The 20,851-nt window shown below is 39.5% G+C and carries 21 protein-coding genes; 7 read left to right on the top strand and 14 right to left on the bottom strand.

Annotation, left to right across the window (positions count from 1 at the left end):
• Positions 1-133: 133 nt before the first annotated feature.
• A complete protein-coding gene (locus tag ACQP6D_RS00180) occupies positions 134-334 on the bottom strand; it encodes a CsbD family protein (RefSeq protein ID WP_218965425.1) in 201 nt (66 codons plus the stop codon).
• Positions 335-747: 413 nt separating this feature from the next.
• Here ACQP6D_RS00180 and ACQP6D_RS00175 point away from each other — a divergent pair, with 413 nt between their 5' ends.
• The 7 genes from ACQP6D_RS00175 to ACQP6D_RS00145 all read left to right on the top strand — a co-directional run bounded on the left by ACQP6D_RS00175 (position 748) and on the right by ACQP6D_RS00145 (position 7,958).
• The gene (locus tag ACQP6D_RS00175; RefSeq protein WP_267390435.1) at positions 748-3,114 is read left to right on the top strand and encodes an SEL1-like repeat protein; all 2,367 of its coding nucleotides are present in this window, start codon (positions 748-750) and stop codon (positions 3,112-3,114) included.
• Between the two features lie 135 nt (positions 3,115-3,249).
• On the top strand, positions 3,250-4,353 hold the full coding sequence (gene dusA, locus ACQP6D_RS00170) for a tRNA dihydrouridine(20/20a) synthase DusA (RefSeq protein WP_267390436.1): 1,104 nt from the start codon (positions 3,250-3,252) through the stop codon (positions 4,351-4,353).
• Between the two features lie 35 nt (positions 4,354-4,388).
• Positions 4,389-5,183: a thymidylate synthase gene (locus ACQP6D_RS00165; protein WP_267390437.1), complete on the top strand. Its 795-nt coding sequence runs from the start codon at positions 4,389-4,391 to the stop codon at positions 5,181-5,183.
• Positions 5,180-5,689: a dihydrofolate reductase gene (locus tag ACQP6D_RS00160; protein WP_427857138.1), complete on the top strand. Its 510-nt coding sequence runs from the start codon at positions 5,180-5,182 to the stop codon at positions 5,687-5,689. The genes ACQP6D_RS00165 and ACQP6D_RS00160 overlap by 4 nt, the downstream gene beginning before the upstream one ends.
• 335 nt (positions 5,690-6,024) lie before the next feature.
• Positions 6,025-6,522, top strand: a complete 498-nt coding sequence (tpx, locus tag ACQP6D_RS00155) for a thiol peroxidase (protein WP_427857137.1) — start codon at positions 6,025-6,027, stop codon at positions 6,520-6,522.
• A gap of 124 nt (positions 6,523-6,646) precedes the next feature.
• Complete coding sequence (locus tag ACQP6D_RS00150) at positions 6,647-7,324, top strand: epoxyqueuosine reductase QueH (RefSeq protein ID WP_100140947.1); 678 nt, start codon at positions 6,647-6,649, stop codon at positions 7,322-7,324.
• A 301-nt stretch (positions 7,325-7,625) separates the two neighbouring features.
• Entirely contained in the window at positions 7,626-7,958 is a 333-nt protein-coding gene (locus ACQP6D_RS00145) for an SMR family transporter (RefSeq protein ID WP_267390441.1), read from the top strand.
• 48 nt (positions 7,959-8,006) lie between these two features.
• Here the strand turns inward: ACQP6D_RS00145 and hfq are convergent, their stop codons facing one another.
• The 13 genes from hfq to rpsA all read right to left on the bottom strand — a co-directional run bounded on the left by hfq (position 8,007) and on the right by rpsA (position 20,688).
• A complete protein-coding gene (gene hfq, locus ACQP6D_RS00140; protein ID WP_100140945.1) occupies positions 8,007-8,255 on the bottom strand; it encodes an RNA chaperone Hfq in 249 nt (82 codons plus the stop codon).
• A gap of 84 nt (positions 8,256-8,339) precedes the next feature.
• Entirely contained in the window at positions 8,340-9,791 is a 1,452-nt protein-coding gene (gene der / locus ACQP6D_RS00135; RefSeq protein WP_100157098.1) for a ribosome biogenesis GTPase Der, read from the bottom strand.
• Positions 9,792-9,923: 132 nt separating this feature from the next.
• Positions 9,924-10,550, bottom strand: a complete 627-nt coding sequence (locus tag ACQP6D_RS00130; RefSeq protein ID WP_427857136.1) for a YfgM family protein — start codon at positions 10,548-10,550, stop codon at positions 9,924-9,926.
• The gene (gene hisS, locus ACQP6D_RS00125; RefSeq protein WP_427857135.1) at positions 10,550-11,842 is read right to left on the bottom strand and encodes a histidine--tRNA ligase; all 1,293 of its coding nucleotides are present in this window, start codon (positions 11,840-11,842) and stop codon (positions 10,550-10,552) included. Before hisS ends, ACQP6D_RS00130 begins: the two co-directional genes overlap by 1 nt.
• Positions 11,843-11,899: 57 nt before the next feature.
• Positions 11,900-13,171: a flavodoxin-dependent (E)-4-hydroxy-3-methylbut-2-enyl-diphosphate synthase gene (ispG, locus tag ACQP6D_RS00120; RefSeq protein WP_427857134.1), complete on the bottom strand. Its 1,272-nt coding sequence runs from the start codon at positions 13,169-13,171 to the stop codon at positions 11,900-11,902.
• A gap of 1 nt (position 13,172) precedes the next feature.
• A complete protein-coding gene (locus tag ACQP6D_RS00115) occupies positions 13,173-14,057 on the bottom strand; it encodes a RodZ domain-containing protein (protein WP_267390446.1) in 885 nt (294 codons plus the stop codon).
• Complete coding sequence (gene pilW / locus ACQP6D_RS00110) at positions 14,057-14,824, bottom strand: type IV pilus biogenesis/stability protein PilW (protein WP_267390447.1); 768 nt, start codon at positions 14,822-14,824, stop codon at positions 14,057-14,059. Before pilW ends, ACQP6D_RS00115 begins: the two co-directional genes overlap by 1 nt.
• Positions 14,825-14,828: 4 nt before the next feature.
• Positions 14,829-15,911, bottom strand: a complete 1,083-nt coding sequence (rlmN, locus tag ACQP6D_RS00105) for a 23S rRNA (adenine(2503)-C(2))-methyltransferase RlmN (protein ID WP_427857133.1) — start codon at positions 15,909-15,911, stop codon at positions 14,829-14,831.
• A gap of 100 nt (positions 15,912-16,011) precedes the next feature.
• Positions 16,012-16,773 carry a hypothetical protein gene (locus ACQP6D_RS00100; protein WP_100152676.1) on the bottom strand — a complete coding sequence of 254 codons (762 nt, stop codon included), beginning with the start codon at positions 16,771-16,773 and terminating at the stop codon, positions 16,012-16,014.
• Between the two features lie 81 nt (positions 16,774-16,854).
• Positions 16,855-17,280, bottom strand: a complete 426-nt coding sequence (gene ndk, locus ACQP6D_RS00095; RefSeq protein ID WP_100152677.1) for a nucleoside-diphosphate kinase — start codon at positions 17,278-17,280, stop codon at positions 16,855-16,857.
• 94 nt (positions 17,281-17,374) lie between these two features.
• Complete coding sequence (gene zapE / locus ACQP6D_RS00090) at positions 17,375-18,535, bottom strand: cell division protein ZapE (protein WP_267390451.1); 1,161 nt, start codon at positions 18,533-18,535, stop codon at positions 17,375-17,377.
• A 146-nt stretch (positions 18,536-18,681) separates the two neighbouring features.
• Positions 18,682-18,999: an integration host factor subunit beta gene (locus ACQP6D_RS00085; RefSeq protein ID WP_100140935.1), complete on the bottom strand. Its 318-nt coding sequence runs from the start codon at positions 18,997-18,999 to the stop codon at positions 18,682-18,684.
• 6 nt (positions 19,000-19,005) lie between these two features.
• Positions 19,006-20,688 carry a 30S ribosomal protein S1 gene (rpsA, locus tag ACQP6D_RS00080; protein WP_267390452.1) on the bottom strand — a complete coding sequence of 561 codons (1,683 nt, stop codon included), beginning with the start codon at positions 20,686-20,688 and terminating at the stop codon, positions 19,006-19,008.
• Positions 20,689-20,851 lie beyond the last annotated feature (163 nt).

Below are 20,851 nucleotides of genomic sequence, written 5' to 3'. Positions count from 1 at the left end.
TTTATTTACAAGAAAACAATTAAATATCATAGCCATTGAATTAAATCTTATTCAATATATAAATCAAATTAATATATATTTAAGTGAAAAACAAAAGGCCGCTAAAAAGCGGCCTGAAAAACATGATTCAGAATTAATCCTGAAATTTTTTCTTAATAGAATCCACAGCATTATCGATAGCATTAGCTGCATCATGCACAGCATCTTTTACACTGCCAACGGCTTTATCAACAATACCTTCAGACTGAGTCTTAGTATCTCCAACTACCTTACCCACATTTTCTTTTACTTCACCTTTGGCTTTATCTACAAATCCATTATCGTTCATATTCATAACCATCTCCGTTCTGTTTAATCATTGCTTAAAATTTTTTATATAAAACAATTATCCTTCAGTAATTTATCTTAGAGAGACAACCAAAAGCCCGCAATAGCTATAGTCAGAATTTGCAGCTAATTACAAACATCACAAAAAAACTAGTAAAACCTAGAAATAGTTAACTTAAATACAAACAATAAATACAGTAACAGCCGAATTTAAAAATCCGTTTCAGAAACTCATTAAAATAATTAATCCAATTCAAGAATTGCCATGCAAATTTTAACTTTGTTTTTTTTTATTGTATTTTGTTAAAATTATTATAAACACAATGACTTAAATTGGTTATCTAACAATACAAATTACATAGCAAAGTCAGCTAAAAGCTATTCTGAATGTTTTAAAAAATTTAGAAAGTAGAGATCAAAATGGCAGATGACAAAGTTAACAAACAAATTGAAGAATTAAGCAAAATAAGCCGTGATGATGGAAAAGAAGAATATGCAAAAGCTCAGTTTGAATTAGGTCTTATTTATCAAGATAAAAAACATGATTATGATAAGGCTGAAGAGCATTACTTAAATATTTTCAGAGAAGACGCAACTAAATTTTATGCTAGAGCTCAATTGAATTTAGGTTGTATTTATTATGAAATAAAACAGGATTATGAAAGATCTATTCGATTTTACTCTAATGTCGCCGAAGAAGATCCGCCTGAAGTCTATGCTATTGCTCAATTTTATTTAGGTTGTATTTATGATGAGATAAAACATGATTATGAACAAGCCATTCGATTTTACTCTAATATAACCAAAGAGGATGAACCTAAAATTTATGCGATTGCTCAATTTAATTTAGCTATTATTTATCAAGAGAAAAAACAGGATTATGATAAGGCTGAACTCTTTTTCTCTAATATAACCAAAGAGGATGAACCTAAAATTTATGCGATTGCTCAATTTAATTCAGCTATTATTTATCAAGAGAAAAAACAGGATTATGATAAGGCTGAACTCTTTTTCTCTAGTATAACCAGAGAGGATGACCCTTATATTTATGCTAAAGCTCAATTTAATTTAGCTATTATCTATAAAAAGAAAAAACAGGATTATGATAAGGCTGAACTTTTTTTCTCTAGTATAACCAGAGAGGATGACCCTTATATTTATGCTAAAGCTCAATTTAATTTAGCTATTATTTATCAAGAAAAAAAACAGGATTATAATAAGGCTGAACTCTTTTACTCTAATATAACCAGAGAGGATGACCCTAAAACTTATGCGGTTGCTCAATACAAATTAGCTCTTATCTATGAAAAGATAAAACAGGATTATGATAAGGTTGAACTTTTTTACTCTAATATAACCAGAGAGGATGACCCTAAATTTTATGCGGTTGCTCAATATAATTTAGCTCTTATCTATAAAAAGAAAAAAAATGATGACAATGAGGCTATAAAATTTTTTTCAAATATCAGTCATGAGCATGACTCAGAATATTATTATCTTGCACAGTTTGAGTTAGGTAATATTTACTTGTTTAAAAAACAACTACCCGAAGAATCCCTTAAGTTTTATAAGCAAATCAAATATCGCAATTTATCAGCGTGTAATTTTATATCTGCTCAATTAATATTAGGATTAATTGATTTAAAATCGAATAATATTGGTAATATTAAATGGAAAAAAATAATAATTAATAGTATTGAGAAAATTTGTCAATTAGTTAAAGAAATAAAAGATTTATTAATGGTTTCATTCGAAAAAAATTTATCATCTAACGAAGAAATAGTAACCAAAAATCCTGAACGGCGTGTAGCGCATTACACTAGACCGGGTGTTTTATTCAATTTACTTAAAGGCAAAAATCCAAGTAAATTCAGATTGAATATCGTCGATTTCATGAATGATCCCAGTGAGAATCAGGTATTAACACAATGGCTGAATATTACAACTAATCCAGATAATGAAATTAAAACATTCTTAGCTAGCTTTTCCTTTAATCATAACTCTTTAAATCAATTTCGATTATATGGAAATGAGGACAATATATTTGGTTCAGGTGTTAGCATAGCTTTTAATCACAATTTTTTCGGCCAGAATGCTGAACGAAGTATAAATATGGAAAATTTTAATATAACAAAACAATTTTCTACTTCAACTTCTGAAAATGAAAACCAAATTTTAAGTCTTAATAAAACCGAAGATAAACCAAATACAAATCTTTATCCTTTACCTATATATCGTTGCCTGTACTTTGACCCTAAAACTGAATATGTTTCTTTGGCTAAGCGTAACAAACAATCTTTCTATCTGGAAATGAGTAACGAAAAAGAAACTCAGAATATTGAAAGCGAGTGGAAAAATTATATAGATACATTAAACGAACAGAAAAAAATACAAGATATTCGCATACATTTAAAAAAAATAAATGTTCTAATGAGTAAACTTTTAAAAAACCGTGAGTTACAAAAAATACCCAATTTGCAACAATTACTTAGCTTAGCTGTCTTACCTATATCCTGCCTGATAAAACACGCTGCTTTCGAAGATGAGGACGAATGCCGCATGATTTATATTACTCACATCGCAGATAAAAATATTGTTGAACCAACAGATTATCAAGCCGCTAATAATTTGTACATTGAATATAAAGAAGTTGAAGATTATATAGACAAAATTTATCTGGGTCCGCAATGTAAAATGCAGCATAAATTATGGCTAGATAATCATTTCAAGAAAAAACACAATGGAAAAGAAATCAGATTGATTAAATCCGAAATGCCTTTGCGTTAATTTTTATACTGAATAATGATAGCAAAAGTGTATTTTTGCATTTAGCCTACCATGCAATATATTTAACCCATGTATAATCTGCATTTATGTAGAATTTAACTAGGTGCTTCACTGTACTCACACAGTGGTACGGCCTTGAATCAACGGTTTTTAGAAGTGCAAACAATGCAGGAATACAAACGTTTAAGCGCTATCAATGGTACTGCAACGGCCAATACAAATCAGCAGGTTAATCAACCTCTGCCGCCAAGAACCTTGTCTGTGGCGCCAATGTTAGACTGGACAGACCGGCACTACCGCTATATGGCCAGACTAATTAGCCAAAATACATGGCTGTATACGGAAATGATTAACGCTAATGCCATTATTCATGGCAATCGAGATAAATTACTGGCATATCATCCGCAAGAGCAGCCCGTTGCTTTGCAGCTTGGGGGCAGCGAACCCGATGTATTGGCGCAGGCAGCAAAAATTGCTGCCAGCTATGGTTACAACGAAATCAACTTAAACTGTGGTTGTCCTAGCCCGCGCGTACAGCATGGTGCTTTTGGTGCTTGCTTAATGCGTGAGGTTGCGCTGGTAGCCCACTGTCTGAATGCTATACAGGAAGCCGTAGATATTCCGGTTACCATTAAGCATCGCATCGGTTTGGACAAAGAAACTGCTTATGAGCCATTAGCTGATTTTGTTGGCACATTGCGTGAACGTACCGCCTGCCGCATTTTTATTGTACATGCGCGTAATGCATGGCTCGAGGGTCTATCACCAAAAGATAACCGTGATATTCCACCACTACGCTATGACTATGTTTATCGCCTTAAACAGGAATTCCCTGATTTACAAATCATTCTCAACGGTGGCGTGACCAGCAATGAGCAAATTAGCCAGCATCTACAATATGTCGATGGCGTGATGGTCGGGCGTGAGGCTTATCATAATCCGATGCTGATGCGTAGTTGGGATGCTGAATTTTATGGCAGTACACTTCCTGCAGTGGAATATGAAGCCTTAGTCGAGCAATTGATTGAATATACACAGCAGCAGTTGGCAAAACCCGATAATTCTTTGCGCCATATGGCACGTCACTACCTAGGGCTGATGCATGGTCTGCAAGGAGCACGCCAGTGGCGGCGTATGCTATCCGATGCTTCTTTGTTAAAAAATAACAATGCCAGTTTAATTGCTGCTGCATGGCAGGCAGTGAAAAATAGCAGCGTCAGCCAGCCTGCATCAATTTAAGCTACAATTACCCTATTTTGTATTGGATAATCTGTATGCAACAGTATCTAGACTTAATGCAACACGTACTTGATCATGGCGTGGACAAATCAGACCGTACCGGTACCGGTACTCGTTCTGTTTTCGGTTATCAAATGCGCTTTAATCTCGCCGATGGCTTTCCTGTGCTCACCACTAAAAAACTGCATTTGCGTTCCATTATTTATGAATTGCTGTGGTTTTTACGCGGCGATACCAATATCCACTATCTGCATGAGCACAATGTTACCATTTGGGATGAATGGGCGGATGCCGATGGCAATCTAGGACCGGTTTACGGCTACCAATGGCGCAGCTGGCCAGCACCGGATGGCCGCCATATCGACCAAATCAGCAATTTGCTGCAGCAGATTAAAAACAATCCAGACAGTCGGCGCCTGATTGTTTCTGCATGGAATCCGGCATTGGTAGATGAAATGGCCTTACCTCCTTGCCATGCTTTGTTTCAGTTTTATGTGGCAAACGGCAAACTGTCCTGCCAGCTTTATCAGCGCAGTGCCGATATATTTCTTGGTGTACCGTTTAATATAGCAAGCTATGCCCTGTTGACCATGATGATTGCCCAAGTGTGTGATTTACAATTAGGTGAATTTGTTCATACCTTAGGTGATGCTCATTTATACAGCAATCACTTCGAGCAGGCAAAATTGCAATTATCCCGTACACCGAAAAAGCTGCCCCAAATGCATTTAAACCCAGATGTAAAAGACCTATTTGCATTTCAGTTTGAAGATTTCACTCTAACGGATTATCATCCGGATGCTCATATCAAAGCCCCAGTAGCCGTATGAACAAATTCCGTAAAATCACCTTAATTGCAGCGCTTTCTGATAATAATTGTATTGGCAAAAAAAATCAGATTCCATGGTATGTACCCGAAGATTTTCAATTTTTTAAACATTACACCATGGGCAAACCAGTGATAATGGGGCGCAAAACATGGGATTCGCTGCCCAAAAAACCCTTACCGGGACGGCCAAATTACGTAATCAGTCGAAATCCGGAGCAAGAATTTTGCGGTGCTACATCCTGCCGGAATATCGAAGAGGCTCTTTTCCAATTAGCAGACACTGATGAAGTCATTATTATGGGCGGCGCACAAATCTATGCTCAAGCGATGCCCTTAGCCACTGATCTACGCATCACCAGAATTCATTTAGATGTTGCCGGAGATACATTTTTTCCAGAAATTAGCCCCCGTGAATGGCAATTAGCAGAAAGCAGTAATCATACGAGTAAACAAGATAATATTGTTTATGACTTACAGCATTTTGTGCGCTTGCCCACTGACGATTAATTCCAATAATCATCAAGTAGTTAATTTGCATTCAAACTGAATTTAGCAATAGAGGATAAGGTTAAACGAGCAGGCTTTTTTGAAATATTAAATTTAATTGTTGCTTTGCCTGTATGATAACTATGATGTCTGATATTTAATGTCGTAGCCAATCTTCTATCCTCTGCTATTTTCAGACCTAATAAAAATAGATTCATTTAGAAATGAATTTTCTCTATTTATGCGTAAAATTAACTTTAGTGTAATCAGCATAGATATACTTTGACAGTTATCCATCCTTCGCCCACAATAAGCCTACACGTCATTAACGAGATTAAACATCAAAGGATATAGTTATGAGTACTGTTACCCTAAAAGGTTCACCTGTTGAAGTAAATGGCCTTTTCCCCCAAAAAGGCGCTCCAGCCCCTGAATTCACCCTTACCGATGCGAATTTAAATGAAGTTTCATTGGCTAGCTTTGCCGGCAAACGCAAAGTACTAAATATATTTCCAAGTGTAGATACTGGCGTTTGTGCGGCTTCAGTACGCCATTTCAATGCTGATGCGGCTAAATTGAGCAATACAGTTGTTTTATGTATTTCAGCCGATTTACCTTTTGCACAAGCTCGCTTCTGTGGTGCTGAAGGACTAGATCAGGTAATTACCTTATCTACATTCCGCCATCCCGAGTTTCGAGAAGAATATGGTGTAAAACTGAGCACAGGCCCTTTAGCTGGGCTGTGTGCCCGTGCTGTAATTGTTTTAAATGAAAACAATCAGGTTTTACACAGCCAACTGGTAGCTGAAATCACTACCGAACCAAACTATGAAGAAGCATTAGCAGTATTGTAAAATATAATATCCAGATAAGCGTTCAGAAATCTGAACGCTTTTTTGCTTTTGCACTATGTCGTTGCAAAGGCAGCTTTGTTAAAATCTCATCAGAAGAAAATTAAAATAGCAGGAAACCATATCAATGAACCCACAAGTAATCGTTACAGATGTACAACGCCCTAAACTAATTCCGCCCAAGGGTGCCAGCAAAGTATTGTTGCATTCATGCTGCGCACCTTGCTCCGGTGAAGTAATGGAAGCCATGCTGGCCGCAGGCATTGATTACACCATCTATTTTTATAATCCGAATATTCATCCGAAAAAAGAATATGAAATTCGCAAAGATGAAAACAAAGCCTTTGCAGAAAAATTCAATATTCCGTTTATCGACGCCGATTATGATATGGACAACTGGTTTGCCCGCGCCAAAGGTATGGAGTTTGAACCAGAGCGTGGTATTCGGTGTACCATGTGTTTTGATATGCGTTTCGAACGTACAGCTTTATATGCTCATGAAAACGGTTTTCCGGTCATCACCAGCTCTCTAGGCATTTCTCGCTGGAAAAATATGCAGCAGATCAATGATTGCGGCAAACGTGCGGCAGAAAAATATCCTGGTCTCACATATTGGGATTACAACTGGCGCAAAGGCGGTGGCAGTCAGCGTATGATAGAAATCAGCAAACGTGAGCAGTTTTATCAGCAGGAATATTGCGGCTGCGCTTATTCTTTGCGTGACAGCAATGCATGGCGTCGCGAACATGGCCGAGAAAGCATTAAAATCGGCACTAAATACTATGGCACTGAAGAAAAAGCTTAAATCACAAGATTCAGTGCGGTAAGAAATCAATCATAGCAACCAATCTAAATTAGCTTAAAGTAATGAAACAGCGGATTCATCAAGTAAATCCGCTGTTTCATTAATATTTCGCTAGGGTTTGAACCAGCAGGCTAGTAGACTTACTTTTTTATTTATCTCAAATACCATTTATAAATGTCTGGCATCTAAAAATAACGATAAAAGATGCAATTTACACTTCTTTCAAATGACTCATATGTAGCTTTTCTGGCCATTTTCTGCCATCCTTGCAAACAGAAACAAAGCTTATTAAAGGATAAACATGAATCAATGGATTTTCCTATCCATCGCCATACTAGCAGAAATTTTTGCAACCAGTATGCTCAAAGTAAGTAATGGATTTACCAGACTCATACCAAGTTTCTGCTCCATTATAGGCTATATCATTTCCTTTTATTGTCTGGCGCAGACACTGAAAACCATGCCGGTAGGTATCGCTTATGCTGTGTGGTCTGGAGTTGGCATTGTTTGCGTATCACTAATTGCATGGATAAAATTTGGTCAGAAGCTGGATATGCCGGCAATTATCGGTATAGGTCTGATACTGGTAGGAGTTGTAGTCATTAATCTTTTTTCCAAGTCAATGACTCACTAACAAAAAAACCGTGGCTAACCCACGGTTTTTATCAAACAGAATAAATGATTATTCTGGAGATGATGATTTTGGTTCATGCTGCAGGCTTACAGCCCGTGCAGGAACAATGGTAGAAATCGCATGCTTATATACCATTTGTGTTACAGAGGTATTACGCAATAACACAACATACTGGTCAAATGACTCTACCTGACCTTGCAGTTTAATACCGTTGACCAAATAAATGGAAACCGGTACATACTCTTTTCGCAGTGCATTCAAGAAAGGATCTTGTAACATTTGTCCTTTGGCGCTCATTTGGATACTCCGTTTTTTTGATTATGTTGTCGCTAAGCTGCACCCGCGTACAGCGATTAGAAAAGCGTAGTCAATGCTACCACATTAATGGGCATTTGTTTTCTTTGTACTGACTTTATTTTTACGTTTTACCTGCTTTTTCGATTGTTTAATCTGCTCACGTTTGGCAATCCGGTTACTCATTTTAACTCGACGCAATGGCTGTGCAGGCTTGCTGTCTTTTTCTTCATATGGATTGTGGTTAACATTATATTGAATACGTAAAGGTGTACCCTGTAAATGAAAGGCTTTGCGAAACGTTTGTGTCAGATATCTGGTATAAGCATCACTAATATGTTGCAAAGCATTCCCATGAATCACTATGACTGGCGGATTCATGCCCCCCTGATGGGCATAGCGCAATTTAGGACGAATTAGTCCGGCACGTGGTGGCTGCTGCCGCTCAAGCGCACTTTGTAATACACGAGTAATTTTTGGTGTGGGCAACTTAATCATTGCTGCATCATATGCTTCTTGAATTGAGCTAAACAGCCCGTCTATGCCCTTCTCTTTTAATGCAGAAATAAAATGAAATTTTGCAAAATCCAGAAAATATAGTTTACGGGCAATATCACGTTTTACTTGCTGTTTGCGTTCTTCGCTCAGTCCGTCCCATTTATTGACAGCCACCACCAGAGCGCGTCCGGCTTCAAGAGCAAAACCTGCAATAGTAGCATCCTGATCAGCTATATCCTGCTGTGCATCCAATACCAACACAGCTACATTTGCTTCATCAATAGCTTGCATCGCCTTGATTACAGAAAATTTTTCAATTGCATCATCTACTTTTCCACGCCGGCGCACCCCTGCTGTATCAATAATCGTAAACGGCTTATCACCCCGTTCAAAATCAATATGTATCGAATCACGCGTTGTTCCGGCCATATCAAAAGCAATGACTCGTTCTTCGCCGAGAATGGCATTTACTAGCGTTGATTTGCCTACATTAGGACGACCGATGACTGCAAAAACCGGATGCTTGCTTTCAGTTTCTTCTTGCTCTTCAGGAAACGATTCCAGCACAGTTTCAATCAACTCATAAACACCATCACCATGTGCACCAGAAATGACTACAGGTTCACCAAGACTGAGCTCATAAAATTCAGCCGCTAAAACCGGCCGATTACCACCCTCACCTTTATTCACTGCCAGATACACCGGACGGGTACTTTGACGTAGGCGATTGGCGATAATTTGATCTTGCGGCGTTAAACCCGTCCGCCCGTCCACCAAAAAAATAACTGCATCTGCTTCATCAATAGCCTGTAAAGTATGCCGTGCCATTTCATAGAGAATGCCACTATCTACAACTGGTTCAAAACCGCCAGTATCTACCACCAGATAAGGTTTGCTCCCCACCCGTCCATGGCCATAGTGACGATCTCGAGTCAGACCCGGTAAATCAGCAACCAGCGCATCTTTGGTTCGGGTCAGGCGATTAAACAGAGTTGATTTGCCTACATTCGGTCGACCAACCAAAACGATTGTTGGTTTCATATAAATTCTTTCTAATAATTTTACTTCGCTGTAAAACAGCAACAGCCTGCCATAGGCAAGCTTTTTAAAAAACTACAATCCTGAGATTAAGGCATGATTACTTGCTCGTAATCTCAGGTTGAAATATATCAATTAGCTCAGACTGCTGATTTTCATTTGAAGCACGTCACGCTGTACTGAATCCTTGTCCAGAAGATTCAATGCCTGCTGATAAGCTGCCATAGCTTCGGTATTTTTCTTTTGTGCCTGCAGCACATCGCCCTTAGTTTCCAAAAGAATAGGCTTAAACTGAGCCACTACTTTTACATCCAGAGCCTGTAATGCTTCGTTATATTTACCCTGCTGCAAATAAACGGTAGCCAGCCTCTGAGCTACGATTGTCTGCAATAAGTCATCTTTCTGTCTGTCCTTCACCCATTGCAAATGACGGATTGCTTCATCATATTTATGTTCATCAAAAGCAGATCCGGCCATCATCAGTGTGGCCTGAGTTGCATTCATGGTATCTGGATATTTTTCCTGTAGCTGCATCAGAGCTTTTTTACTTTCAGCCATATTATTTGCATTGGCCTGAGTCACAAAAGTTTCAAATACAGCAGCTGCTTTTTCATTATTATTGCGAATATGCCCCTGATAAAGCACATACCCCAGATAGACCAGTGCAAGCAAAAGCAAAACTGCAAAAATCCATCGTCCCCAACGCTGCCAAAAGTACTTAAAATTCGCAACTTCCTGTTCATCCTGAATATGTACAACCATTATGCATTCTTCCATTGTTGGATTAACTGTAAAACTGCATTTGCAGCAACAGTCTGTTGTTCATGAGTACGCAGATTTTTAACTGTCAGCGTATTGTTTAACATTTCTTCCTGCGCCACAATTACAGCAAAAGCTGCACCACTGGCATCGGCTTTTTTCAGCTGCGCTTTTAAACTTTGATCACCACAATGCAGGTAAACACTCAATCCAGCCGCGCGTAATATTGTTGCTTTCTGCATTGCTGTCAAACTACTACCTTCACCCTGATGCATAACATATATATCAGGAGCAGCATTAACCTTCAATTTTCCGAATTCCTGCACAAGTAATAATAAACGCTCAATTCCCAGTGCAAAACCAATTGCCGGTGCCGGTTTACCTCCTAGCTCTTCAATAAGGCCATTATATCGGCCACCACCACACACCGTAGCCTGTGATCCGAGCTTATCCGTTGTCCATTCAAACACTGTCAGATTATAGTAATCCAACCCCCTCACCAGACGTGGGTTTTCAACATAATGGATACCCAGACCATCTAACATACTTTTCAGAGTATTATAATGTGCCAATGACTCATCGCCCAAGTAATCAGTCAAGCGTGGGGCGGCATTGGCCATTGCCTGTAAGTCAGGATTTTTAGTATCCAGTACCCGTAGGGGATTAGTATGCATTCGCCGCCGGCTATCTTCATCTAGAATAGCTTCATGCTGTTGCAGATATGCAATTAAAGCAGTGCGATGCGCCGCCCGCTCCTGCTGATTACCCAAAGTATTGAGTTCTAAAGTCAGATGTTCTCGAATGCCCAGACGTTCCCACAAATTGGCACTCATAGCGATTAGCTCAGCATCCACATCAGGTCCGTCAAATCCAAGTGCCTCAACTCCAACCTGATGAAACTGACGATAACGCCCTTTCTGCGGCCGTTCACGTCTAAACATCGGCCCCATATACCATAACTTTTGCGGGTTATTATAAAGTAAATTGTGCTCTACTACGGCGCGTAAACAGGAGGCTGTACCTTCAGGCCTCAGGCTCAAACTTAATTTATCGTTTGAATCGGCAAAAGTGTACATTTCCTTGCCAACTACATCAGTCTCTTCACCGATAGAACGCACAAATAAACCGGTTTGTTCCACCATCGGCGTCCGAATCTGGCTATAGCCAAAACTGCGTGTCCATAATGCCACTACATCTTCAAATGCCTGCCAGAGTGCTGCTGTTAGCTTGAAATCTTTCTGCACCACTGGTAACAAATCATTCATGCCTTTAACGGCCTGGATTTTCTTACCCATAATATTTTATTTTTATCCCTATGAAACAATACAGCCTGTCACAGCTTGAAGGTCTGTTCATTGTAAAGCGGCAATCGGAATAACTTTAGCTGGCTCCCTTTTTTTACCCTGACTGCCATAATTAGTATGGATATATTCTTCAACTAATGCCAGAAACTCTTCAGCCATATGCTCACCTTTTAGAGAGGTTTTCCGTTCACCGTCTATGTATACAGGAGCCACAGGCGTTTCACCAGTACCGGGTAACGAAATACCAATATCAGCCAGCTTACTTTCACCTGGTCCATTCACAACACATCCCATTACTGCTACATTTAAGTTTTCTACACCAGGATATTGCAAACGCCACACCGGCATTTTTTCACGCAAATATTGCTGAATATCACGTGCCAGCTCCTGAAAAACAGTACTAGTGGTTCTTCCACAACCTGGGCAAGCTGTTACCAATGGTGTAAACGAACGGATACCCATAGTCTGCAAAATTTCCTGAGCTACAACGACTTCCTGCGTCCTAGCACTTCCAGGTTCGGGCGTTAATGAAACTCGAATCGTATCACCAATGCCCTGTTGCAAAAGAATGGATAATGCAGCAGTGGAAGCAACGATACCTTTACTGCCCATTCCCGCTTCAGTAAGACCCAAATGTAATGGATATAGACAGCGGGCAGCTAGATTATGATAAACCTCAATCAAATCCTGCACATTTGATACTTTACAAGATAAAATAATTCGGTCTGAAGGCAATCCCAGACTTTCAGCCTTTTGTGCTGAATCAAGAGCTGAAACAATTAAAGCTTCTTTCATTACAGCTTCAGCAGGCTGAGGAGCAGGTAAAGCCAAATTGGCATCCATCATTCGTTTGGCCAAAGCCTGATCTAACGACCCCCAGTTCACTCCGATACGAACCGCCTTATCATTTTCAGCTGCAGTGTGAATCATAAAGGCAAATTTTTCATCGCCTTTAACCCCTTTGCCTACATTTCCCGGGTTAATGCGGTATTTTGCTAGTGCCCGAGCACAATCTGGATAATCTTTGAGTAAGCGATCACCATTAAAATGAAAATCCCCTACTAACGGTACATTACAGCCCATATCATTCAGTCGCTGACGAATTTCAGCCACTTTAGCAGCAGCTTGGGGGGTATTTACCGTAATTCTAACCAGCTCAGAACCAGCATCAGCCAGCGCTTTCACCTGATTAGCCGTCAGTTCAGCATCAGCCGTATCAGTATTGGTCATAGACTGCACTCTCACCGGTGCGTCAGAACCAATTACAACTTGTTCAATTTTTACCTGATAAGTTTTCCTGCGTACTCCGGACAACGTCATTTCAATTACCACCTACCATAACTACAGCAGTTCTTTTTTTATTTTGAGGAATAATAACATCTTTGCCAGCAAACTTGATGCTGGCCCCGGGTGTATAACCAATAATAACTTTATAAGGAGCACTGCCGCTAAATTGTTGAGTGCTTCCTGCATCGACAACCTGGCTGATTAATACTTTGCCATTTTTGTCACTCACTTGTAACCAAGATTTATTTTCAAGCTTGATAAGCAACGCCTCTGAATCAGCAGCAACAGGCTGTGATGCATTAGTATTGGTATTAGCTTCCTGGGGCTGACTGGCGCTGATCACTGTAGTCGATGCAGTACTGCTGACTTGTTCACTAGCAGGCATCGGTACCACACGAATATTACTAGCTGCAATATCACTAATGGACGCAGTTTGCGCAGAGACTTCCTGACTGGCTGTAGCAGCCTGTTTGGCATTTTCAGATGTTGATTTACTTTGCCAAGCATATACCACTGCACCAATGATAATCAGCACCAGCAATGCAATAAGCCAACGTGGAAAATGGCGACGTTGTGGTTTATCCTGAAAATCTAATTCTGAAGATAACACTTTGCTACTGTCTGATGTGGAATAGCGTTGTCCGGATGGAAAAATCTGCTGCAGATATTGCTTAAATTCTGACTCATCCAGCTCCAGCAAGCGTGCATAGGAACTCAAAAAACCTTTAATGAATACCGCTTCCGGCAAACCTTTATAACTGCCACTTTCCATTGCCTCAATCTGTCTGGCTGGTAATTTTAAACGCTCTGCAACCTCACCAACAGATAAGCCTTTTTGCTTTCTTGCCTGAGATAATAATGCTCCCAAAGTGACAGCGGCATTCGGGCTGGAATCGAGATTTTTGGTTTGCTCATTCATTAGAATTTTCCTGTAGAAACCTGCTCTAATTCAGCAGAATAAGGGAAATTATTACGCAATTGTGCTTCATATTCATAAGCCGCTTGCATATTACCAAGAGATTTTTCAATTCTCCATCCAAGTAACAAATCATCAGCAGATAAACTATTTACCTGACTTTGATATTGTTTAAACAGATAATTGGCTTCTGAAACACTACCTGATTGCAAATCATTACGAGCCATTTCTTTCTTAGCAGCAATAAAATTAGGATTAGCTGCCAAAGCTCGCTCAAAATAACTGTTTGCCAGCTGATACTGTCCCATCCGACTACTACAGATTCCTTTATTAAACTGAGCAACTTCCGGTGTAGGATAAGTCGGATCTGATAAAGCCTTATCAAAATATGAAATGGATGCATTTGGCTTCTTAAGAACATCACAAACAAACCAGCCGAAATTATTATTAACTTCAGCACTGTCTGGAGCCAAAGAAAGCGCTCGCTGAAAACTTTCTTCTGCCTTAGCCGGCTCTTTCAAATACTGCCAGATTTGCGCACGAATTAACCAAGCATCAAGGGAGCTACTATTATTTTTTATAGCTTCATCAATGGATTCTACAGCCTGTCTATAATTTTTATTTCTTAGATATTCTACTGCCAGCTGGGTTTTAATTTGAGCTACCTCGCGTGCTCGCTGAGCAGCAGTTGGCTTTTTATCCAGAGTTTGAGTAGCACAAGCTGATAAAATTACAGTCATCAGTAAAATTGATCCAAGTTTTTTTTTCATCAAATTACCCCTGTACAAGCTGCCATTTTTGTTGACGCCGAGTTTTATCTTTTACTTTGCCAGCAAGCTGACCACATGCTGCATCAATATCATCACCACGAGTTTTTCTGACTGTAACAACAAAACCTGCTTCCAGTAATATTTCTCTAAAAACACGGATGCGCTCGTTAGTCGATCGTTCAAAACCAGAATTAATGAATGGATTAAACGGAATCAGATTGAATTTACAAGGCACATCTTTAACCAGCTCAATCAATTCGCGTGCGTGTTGAGGTTCATCATTGACACCCTTTAACATGATATATTCAAAAGTAATAAAATCACGTGGAGCTTTAGCCAAATACCGCTGACATGCTGCCATTAATTGGCTAAGCGGATATTTTTTATTCAATGGTATCAAATGATCTCGAACCTCATCATTTGAAGCATGCAATGAAATAGCAAGAGCTACAGGCATCACATCCTTCAATCGATCCATTTGTGGCACCATGCCCGAAGTAGACACTGTCACACGGCGACGGGACAAGCCATACCCATGGTCATCAAGCATTATACTCAACGCTGTAACTACATTTTCAAAGTTTGCTAAAGGTTCGCCCATCCCCATCATTACCACATTGGAAATCACTCTTTCATCCTTAGGTGTCACACCAAGCGCTTTATTTGCCCACCAAAGCTGACCGATAATTTCTGCAGTAGTGAGGTTACGATTAAAACCCTGTCGGCCTGTTGAGCAAAATAAGCATTCTAAAGCACAACCAACCTGTGAAGAAATACATAAAGTTCCCCTACTATCTTCAGGAATAAAAACTGTTTCCACACCATTGCCTGTACCTACGTCTAACAACCATTTACAGGTACCATCTGCAGATTTTTGCTCTACCAAAAGATCAGGCACTTTAATTTCTGCCTTATCCAATAATTTATGGCGTAATGATTTGGCCAGATCAGTCATATCTGTAAAATCAGCCACACCCCCTGGGTGCATCCAGCGCATAACCTGCTTGGCACGAAATGGCTTCTCCCCCATCTGAGCAAAGTGGGCGGTTAAGCCGGGTAAGTCAAAATTTAGCAAATTGGTTTTCATCTGGAAAATACAAATAAATTACGTAACAAATGCTACAAAACAAACTAATCTAAAACATTATGCTGATAATACAAATTTATTCAACAATTTATACAATTCTTTAATTTTTACCAGACAAAAAATGCCATACTTTTTTTAGTGTTTTCTCAGTTTTTTTCTTTTGAACTATCACATTAAACAAACGACGATAATGATTAGGCGGACAAGTTAAGACTTCAGTAGCATGCCAACCATCAGCAGTATTTTTGAAAAGGAAACTGCTGTTATCACGTATATCAAAGCCTTCCACACTTTCAAAATCACTAATATCTGGGTTAGTTTTGGCTGTTTTTTTTCCACTGAGAGCCAATATTGAACCACCCCATTCTATTTCCCAGTCTGCTGAAGTATTAAAATAAAAAATATGTGTTCCGATTTTGTCAAAACTATCACAATGTGGTGAAACTTCAGAACCTGTTTCACCAACATGCCATGCATACCGAATCTCATATTCATCAAGATTTAAATACCGTCTTAAAAACTCCTGATATGGCTCAAAAGTTTGTACCTCCCGAACAAACTCTTGCCAAACTTCAGGTAATTGTTCTATTTTGGTAACGCCTGGTCCAGACTGGTCATTTTTATGATATATAGATTTCTCAAAAGCCAGATAATAACGGTTGTGAGGTCGCTGACCACTTTTTCCACGTGGTCTATTAACATGTTTTTCAAACAATTCAAGACTTGGAAAATTATTATATAAATTATTAAATGCTTCTGGTAACAAAATTTCCTTAAATAGATGGTTCGGAAATGGTTTTGTTTCGTTAAATGTTTGTACAGAAAGTGATTTTAAAGCTGGTAAATTAAAAAAATCAGACATCTCATTTCTCCAGTTAACATATATAGTTACAAATTAGTCCACCTCTATAGGTGGACTAATTCAATTCATATACAAACTATTTTAGCGCGTGCACAATTCATCGGCAGCAAAAAAATAAGCAATTTCTGTGGCTGCATTTTCAAGGCTATCAGAGCCATGCACAGCATTAGCATCGATTGAATCAGCAAAATCAGCTCGAATAGTTCCGGCTGCTGCTTCTTTCGGATTAGTTGCACCCATGAGCTCACGATTTTTAGCGACCGCACCTTCTCCTTCCAGTACCTGGATCATCACCGGACCACTAATCATAAAATTCACCAGTTCACCAAAAAAAGGACGTTCTTTGTGTACAGCATAAAAACCTTCTGCCTCAGCTTTAGACAAATGTTTCATTTTTGCAGCGATAATTTTCAAACCATTATTTTCGAATCGGCTGTAAATCTGTCCAATAACGTTTTTTGCAACTGCATCAGGTTTAACAATAGATAAAGTACGTTCGATAGCCATGTTTGTTTCCATTATATTCAAATTAATAAAAATACATATTTTTAGGCGCAAATAATGCGTAAGACTGTTTTTGTCATTTTAACAAATTTCCGCTTTATTTAATATCTTTTCCTAAATGTACAGTTTCTTTATCTAAAGTAAGATGAGGCAAGTTTAAATATTCTTCAGACTGCATTTCTGTCAGACGGCTGGCCGTTCGGGTAAATTCATTAGCAAAGTCACCTTCCGTATATATATTATCTATTGGCACATCACAACTGGCACAGAGTTTGATTCGATAATCATACAATACATCAATAAGCCAAGTGAGACGACGGGCTTCTGCCATCTGAGCAGGACCCATCTTCGGTATAGCAGATAAAATCAGTACGCGAAATTTTTGCGCCAGCTCCAGATAATCATTCTGTGAACGCGGTCCACAGCATAAAGTTTCAAAATCAAACCAAATCGTTGAATCAGATATTGCTTTATAGGACAGTTTCCGGCCCAATATTTCAATATCTCCGCCAGTGATTGGCTGCTGACCATTTATTTTATGAAAAATATCCCCTAGTTTTTTCTCGCTAGCTGTATCTGCCGGTATGTAAAATATATCAGCAGGCTTGAGCGATCGCATGCGATAATCTTCACCACCATCAACATTTAGAATTGTCAGTTCTTTTTCAATCAATGCAATAGTTGGTAAAAAACTGGAACGGTTTTGACCCTGATAATAAAGATCTGCTGGAGCATAATTAGATGTAGCCACCATAACCACGCCTTGCTCAAACAGGCCTTCCAGCAAGCGTCCGAGAATCATTGCATCAGCGATATCACTGACATGAAATTCATCAAAGCATAATACCCTAACCTCACGAGCAATATCCTCTGCCACCGCATGTAATGGATTGGCCTGACTATGATGCTCTTTCAGACGTTGCTGCACTTCTGCCATAAACGCGTGAAAATGGACTCGGCGTTTACGCCGATAAGGTAAGCAACCAAAAAACACATCCATTAAAAAGCTTTTACCACGTCCAACACCTCCATACATATATAATCCTTTGGGTGCCCGAGGTGAACGTAAGCTGCGTCCTAAAAATCGATTACGCTTGCGTTTAAACATCATTAACTCTGTCCAGAGCCTGTCAAGTTGTTTAATAGCCCGCAACTGAGCGGCATCATGTATAAATCCAGGTTTCTGCTCTGCAGCCTGATACCAAGACAGAGGACTTTGATTATTAAATTCGGGAGCAACAAAGACGGATGTGGTCATATTGTTTGTTTTCTTCTGAGGTAAGAGCGTATAAGGCAAAAGTTAAAAGACGTAACCATAGCACACTCATTAAAGCTTCGACCACCCAAAAATAAAAATACGCCGCAGAAACTGCGGCGTTAACGTCTATCTCAAATAAAAAAGTATTACTTGTCCGCAGACAGTAGCGCTTTGTCTACGCGTTCACGTAATTCCTTGCCAGGTTTGAAGTGAGGTACATATTTTTCAGGTACCGAAACTTTTTCACCCGTTTTAGGATTACGACCAATGCGAGCTGGACGATGGTTCAGATCAAAGCTACCAAATCCGCGAATTTCGATTCGCTGGCCTTTTGCCAAAGCACGAGTCATTGTATCAACGAGAATCTTGATACTTTGTTCGACATCCTTAGCATTTAAAATGGTACTATCATTATTAACAGTATATAACTCCGCCAAGCGAATCATTAACTCCGACTTCGTCATAACCGCTTATTCGCTTTCACCAGATAATTTAGCTTTTAACAAATCACCCAGACTGGTGGTACCAGCTGAGGCATTGTTAGCTGATAATGAACGCAGAGCAGCAGTATTTTCCTGTGCATCTTTCGCTTTGATAGACAAATTGATGTTGCGGTTTTTACGATCTACTGTAGTAATCACAGCTTCAACATCATCGCCTTCTTTCAAAACATTGCGAATGTCTTCAACGCGATCATTAGAAACTTCTGATGCACGTAGATAGCCTTCAACATCATCTGCCAATGCAATGACAGCGCCTTTAGCATCCAGTGATTTTACTTTACCGGTTACAATACTGCCTTTGTCATTTACGCTAACATAGTTGCTGAACGGATCACCTGCCAGTTGTTTCACACCCAGAGAAATACGTTCTTTGTCTACATCGATAGCCAGAACCACGGCTTCAACTTCTTCACCTTTCTTGAACTGGCGTACGGCTTCTTCACCGCCATCAGTCCATGAAAGATCAGACAGGTGCACTAGACCATCGATACCACCAGGCAAGCCGACAAATACACCGAAGTCAGTAATAGATTTTACTACCCCTTTGATTTTATCGCCTTTTTCATGATTGGATTCGAATTCCTGCCATGGATTAGCCTGACACTGCTTCATACCTAGGGAAATGCGACGACGATCTTCATCAATTTCAAGAATCATCACTTCGACTTCATCACCCATCTGAACGACTTTACTTGGATGAACATTCTTATTCGTCCAGTCCATTTCAGAAACGTGTACCAGACCTTCAATACCCTGCTCGATTTCCACAAATGCACCGTAGTCAGTAAGGTTAGTTACCTTACCAAATAGGCGAGTACCTTGCGGATAGCGACGAGCCAGACCATTCCACGGATCTTCACCCAGCTGTTTCAGACCCAGAGATACACGGCTGCGTTCCTGATCGAATTTAAGTACTTTGGCTTCAACTTCCTGACCAACTTCCAGCACTTCACTTGGGTGCTTAACTCGGCGCCAAGCCAAATCAGTGATGTGCAACAGACCATCAATACCGCCCAAGTCAACGAATGCACCGTAGTCAGTGATATTTTTCACAATACCTTTTACTACAGAACCTTCTTTCAGATTTTCCAGCAGTGCTTTACGTTCTTCACCAAGTGTTTCTTCCAATACAGCACGGCGTGAAACAACAACGTTGTTGCGACGTTTATCCAGCTTAATTACTTTGAATTCAATTTCTTTACCTTCAAAGTGAGAAGTATCTTTAACCGGACGAACATCTACCAGCGAACCAGGCAGGAAAGCACGGATGCTGTTGATCATTACAGTCAGGCCGCCTTTGACTTTACCGTTAATTACGCCAGACAGAATTTCACCATTTTCCATGGCTTCTTCCAGCTTAATCCAGTCTGCCGCACGCTTAGCTTTTTCACGTGAAAGTTTGGTTTCACCAAAACCATTTTCCACAGATTCAATGGTTACAGTGACAAAATCGCCAACTTTAACCTCAATCTCGCCCGCTGCATTCTTGAATTCGCTCACATCAATCAGAGATTCTGATTTCAGACCGGCATTCACAGTGACGAAATTATTGTCTATGGCAACAACTTCTGCGGTGATGACTTCGCCGGGATTCATCTCTTGCAAGGTGAAACTTTCTTCCAGCAACTGGGCAAAATTTTCCATAGTCATATATATATGTTCTCAAACAAGTATCGCCAGGGGATACGAAAGTTAGTTAATCAAAACCGGCACACCCTGACTGTGCCAGCAATACTATTAATTTAATTGCGACCAATATAATAAATACATACACCAGTGCAAAATATAAATATGTAAAACAATTATTTGATAC

Source organism: Snodgrassella sp. CS2, from assembly GCF_050310315.1.
GTDB lineage: Bacteria > Pseudomonadota > Gammaproteobacteria > Burkholderiales > Neisseriaceae > Snodgrassella > Snodgrassella alvi_E.
This window is presented reverse-complemented; position numbering and strand designations above follow the sequence as displayed.

Bases quoted from the DNA above. Each gene is read 5' to 3' on its own strand.
- ndk (WP_100152677.1), bottom strand. From the start codon at position 17,280: ATGGCTATCGAACGTACTTTATCTATTGTTAAACCTGATGCAGTTGCA.
- ispG (WP_427857134.1), bottom strand. From the start codon at position 13,171: ATGACGTTGTCCGGAGTACGCAGGAAAACTTATCAGGTAAAAATTGAA.
- rpsA (WP_267390452.1), bottom strand. From the start codon at position 20,688: ATGACTATGGAAAATTTTGCCCAGTTGCTGGAAGAAAGTTTCACCTTG.
- hisS (WP_427857135.1), bottom strand. From the start codon at position 11,842: ATGGGTAAGAAAATCCAGGCCGTTAAAGGCATGAATGATTTGTTACCA.
- ACQP6D_RS00085 (WP_100140935.1), bottom strand. From the start codon at position 18,999: ATGACGAAGTCGGAGTTAATGATTCGCTTGGCGGAGTTATATACTGTT.
- rlmN (WP_427857133.1), bottom strand. From the start codon at position 15,911: ATGAAAACCAATTTGCTAAATTTTGACTTACCCGGCTTAACCGCCCAC.
- ACQP6D_RS00175 (WP_267390435.1), top strand. From the start codon at position 748: ATGGCAGATGACAAAGTTAACAAACAAATTGAAGAATTAAGCAAAATA.
- ACQP6D_RS00115 (WP_267390446.1), bottom strand. From the start codon at position 14,057: ATGAATGAGCAAACCAAAAATCTCGATTCCAGCCCGAATGCCGCTGTC.
- ACQP6D_RS00130 (WP_427857136.1), bottom strand. From the start codon at position 10,550: ATGGTTGTACATATTCAGGATGAACAGGAAGTTGCGAATTTTAAGTAC.
- der (WP_100157098.1), bottom strand. From the start codon at position 9,791: ATGAAACCAACAATCGTTTTGGTTGGTCGACCGAATGTAGGCAAATCA.
- ACQP6D_RS00150 (WP_100140947.1), top strand. From the start codon at position 6,647: ATGAACCCACAAGTAATCGTTACAGATGTACAACGCCCTAAACTAATT.
- ACQP6D_RS00180 (WP_218965425.1), bottom strand. From the start codon at position 334: ATGAATATGAACGATAATGGATTTGTAGATAAAGCCAAAGGTGAAGTA.
- tpx (WP_427857137.1), top strand. From the start codon at position 6,025: ATGAGTACTGTTACCCTAAAAGGTTCACCTGTTGAAGTAAATGGCCTT.
- ACQP6D_RS00145 (WP_267390441.1), top strand. From the start codon at position 7,626: ATGAATCAATGGATTTTCCTATCCATCGCCATACTAGCAGAAATTTTT.
- pilW (WP_267390447.1), bottom strand. From the start codon at position 14,824: ATGAAAAAAAAACTTGGATCAATTTTACTGATGACTGTAATTTTATCA.
- ACQP6D_RS00165 (WP_267390437.1), top strand. From the start codon at position 4,389: ATGCAACAGTATCTAGACTTAATGCAACACGTACTTGATCATGGCGTG.
- ACQP6D_RS00100 (WP_100152676.1), bottom strand. From the start codon at position 16,773: ATGTCTGATTTTTTTAATTTACCAGCTTTAAAATCACTTTCTGTACAA.
- zapE (WP_267390451.1), bottom strand. From the start codon at position 18,535: ATGACCACATCCGTCTTTGTTGCTCCCGAATTTAATAATCAAAGTCCT.
- ACQP6D_RS00160 (WP_427857138.1), top strand. From the start codon at position 5,180: ATGAACAAATTCCGTAAAATCACCTTAATTGCAGCGCTTTCTGATAAT.
- hfq (WP_100140945.1), bottom strand. From the start codon at position 8,255: ATGAGCGCCAAAGGACAAATGTTACAAGATCCTTTCTTGAATGCACTG.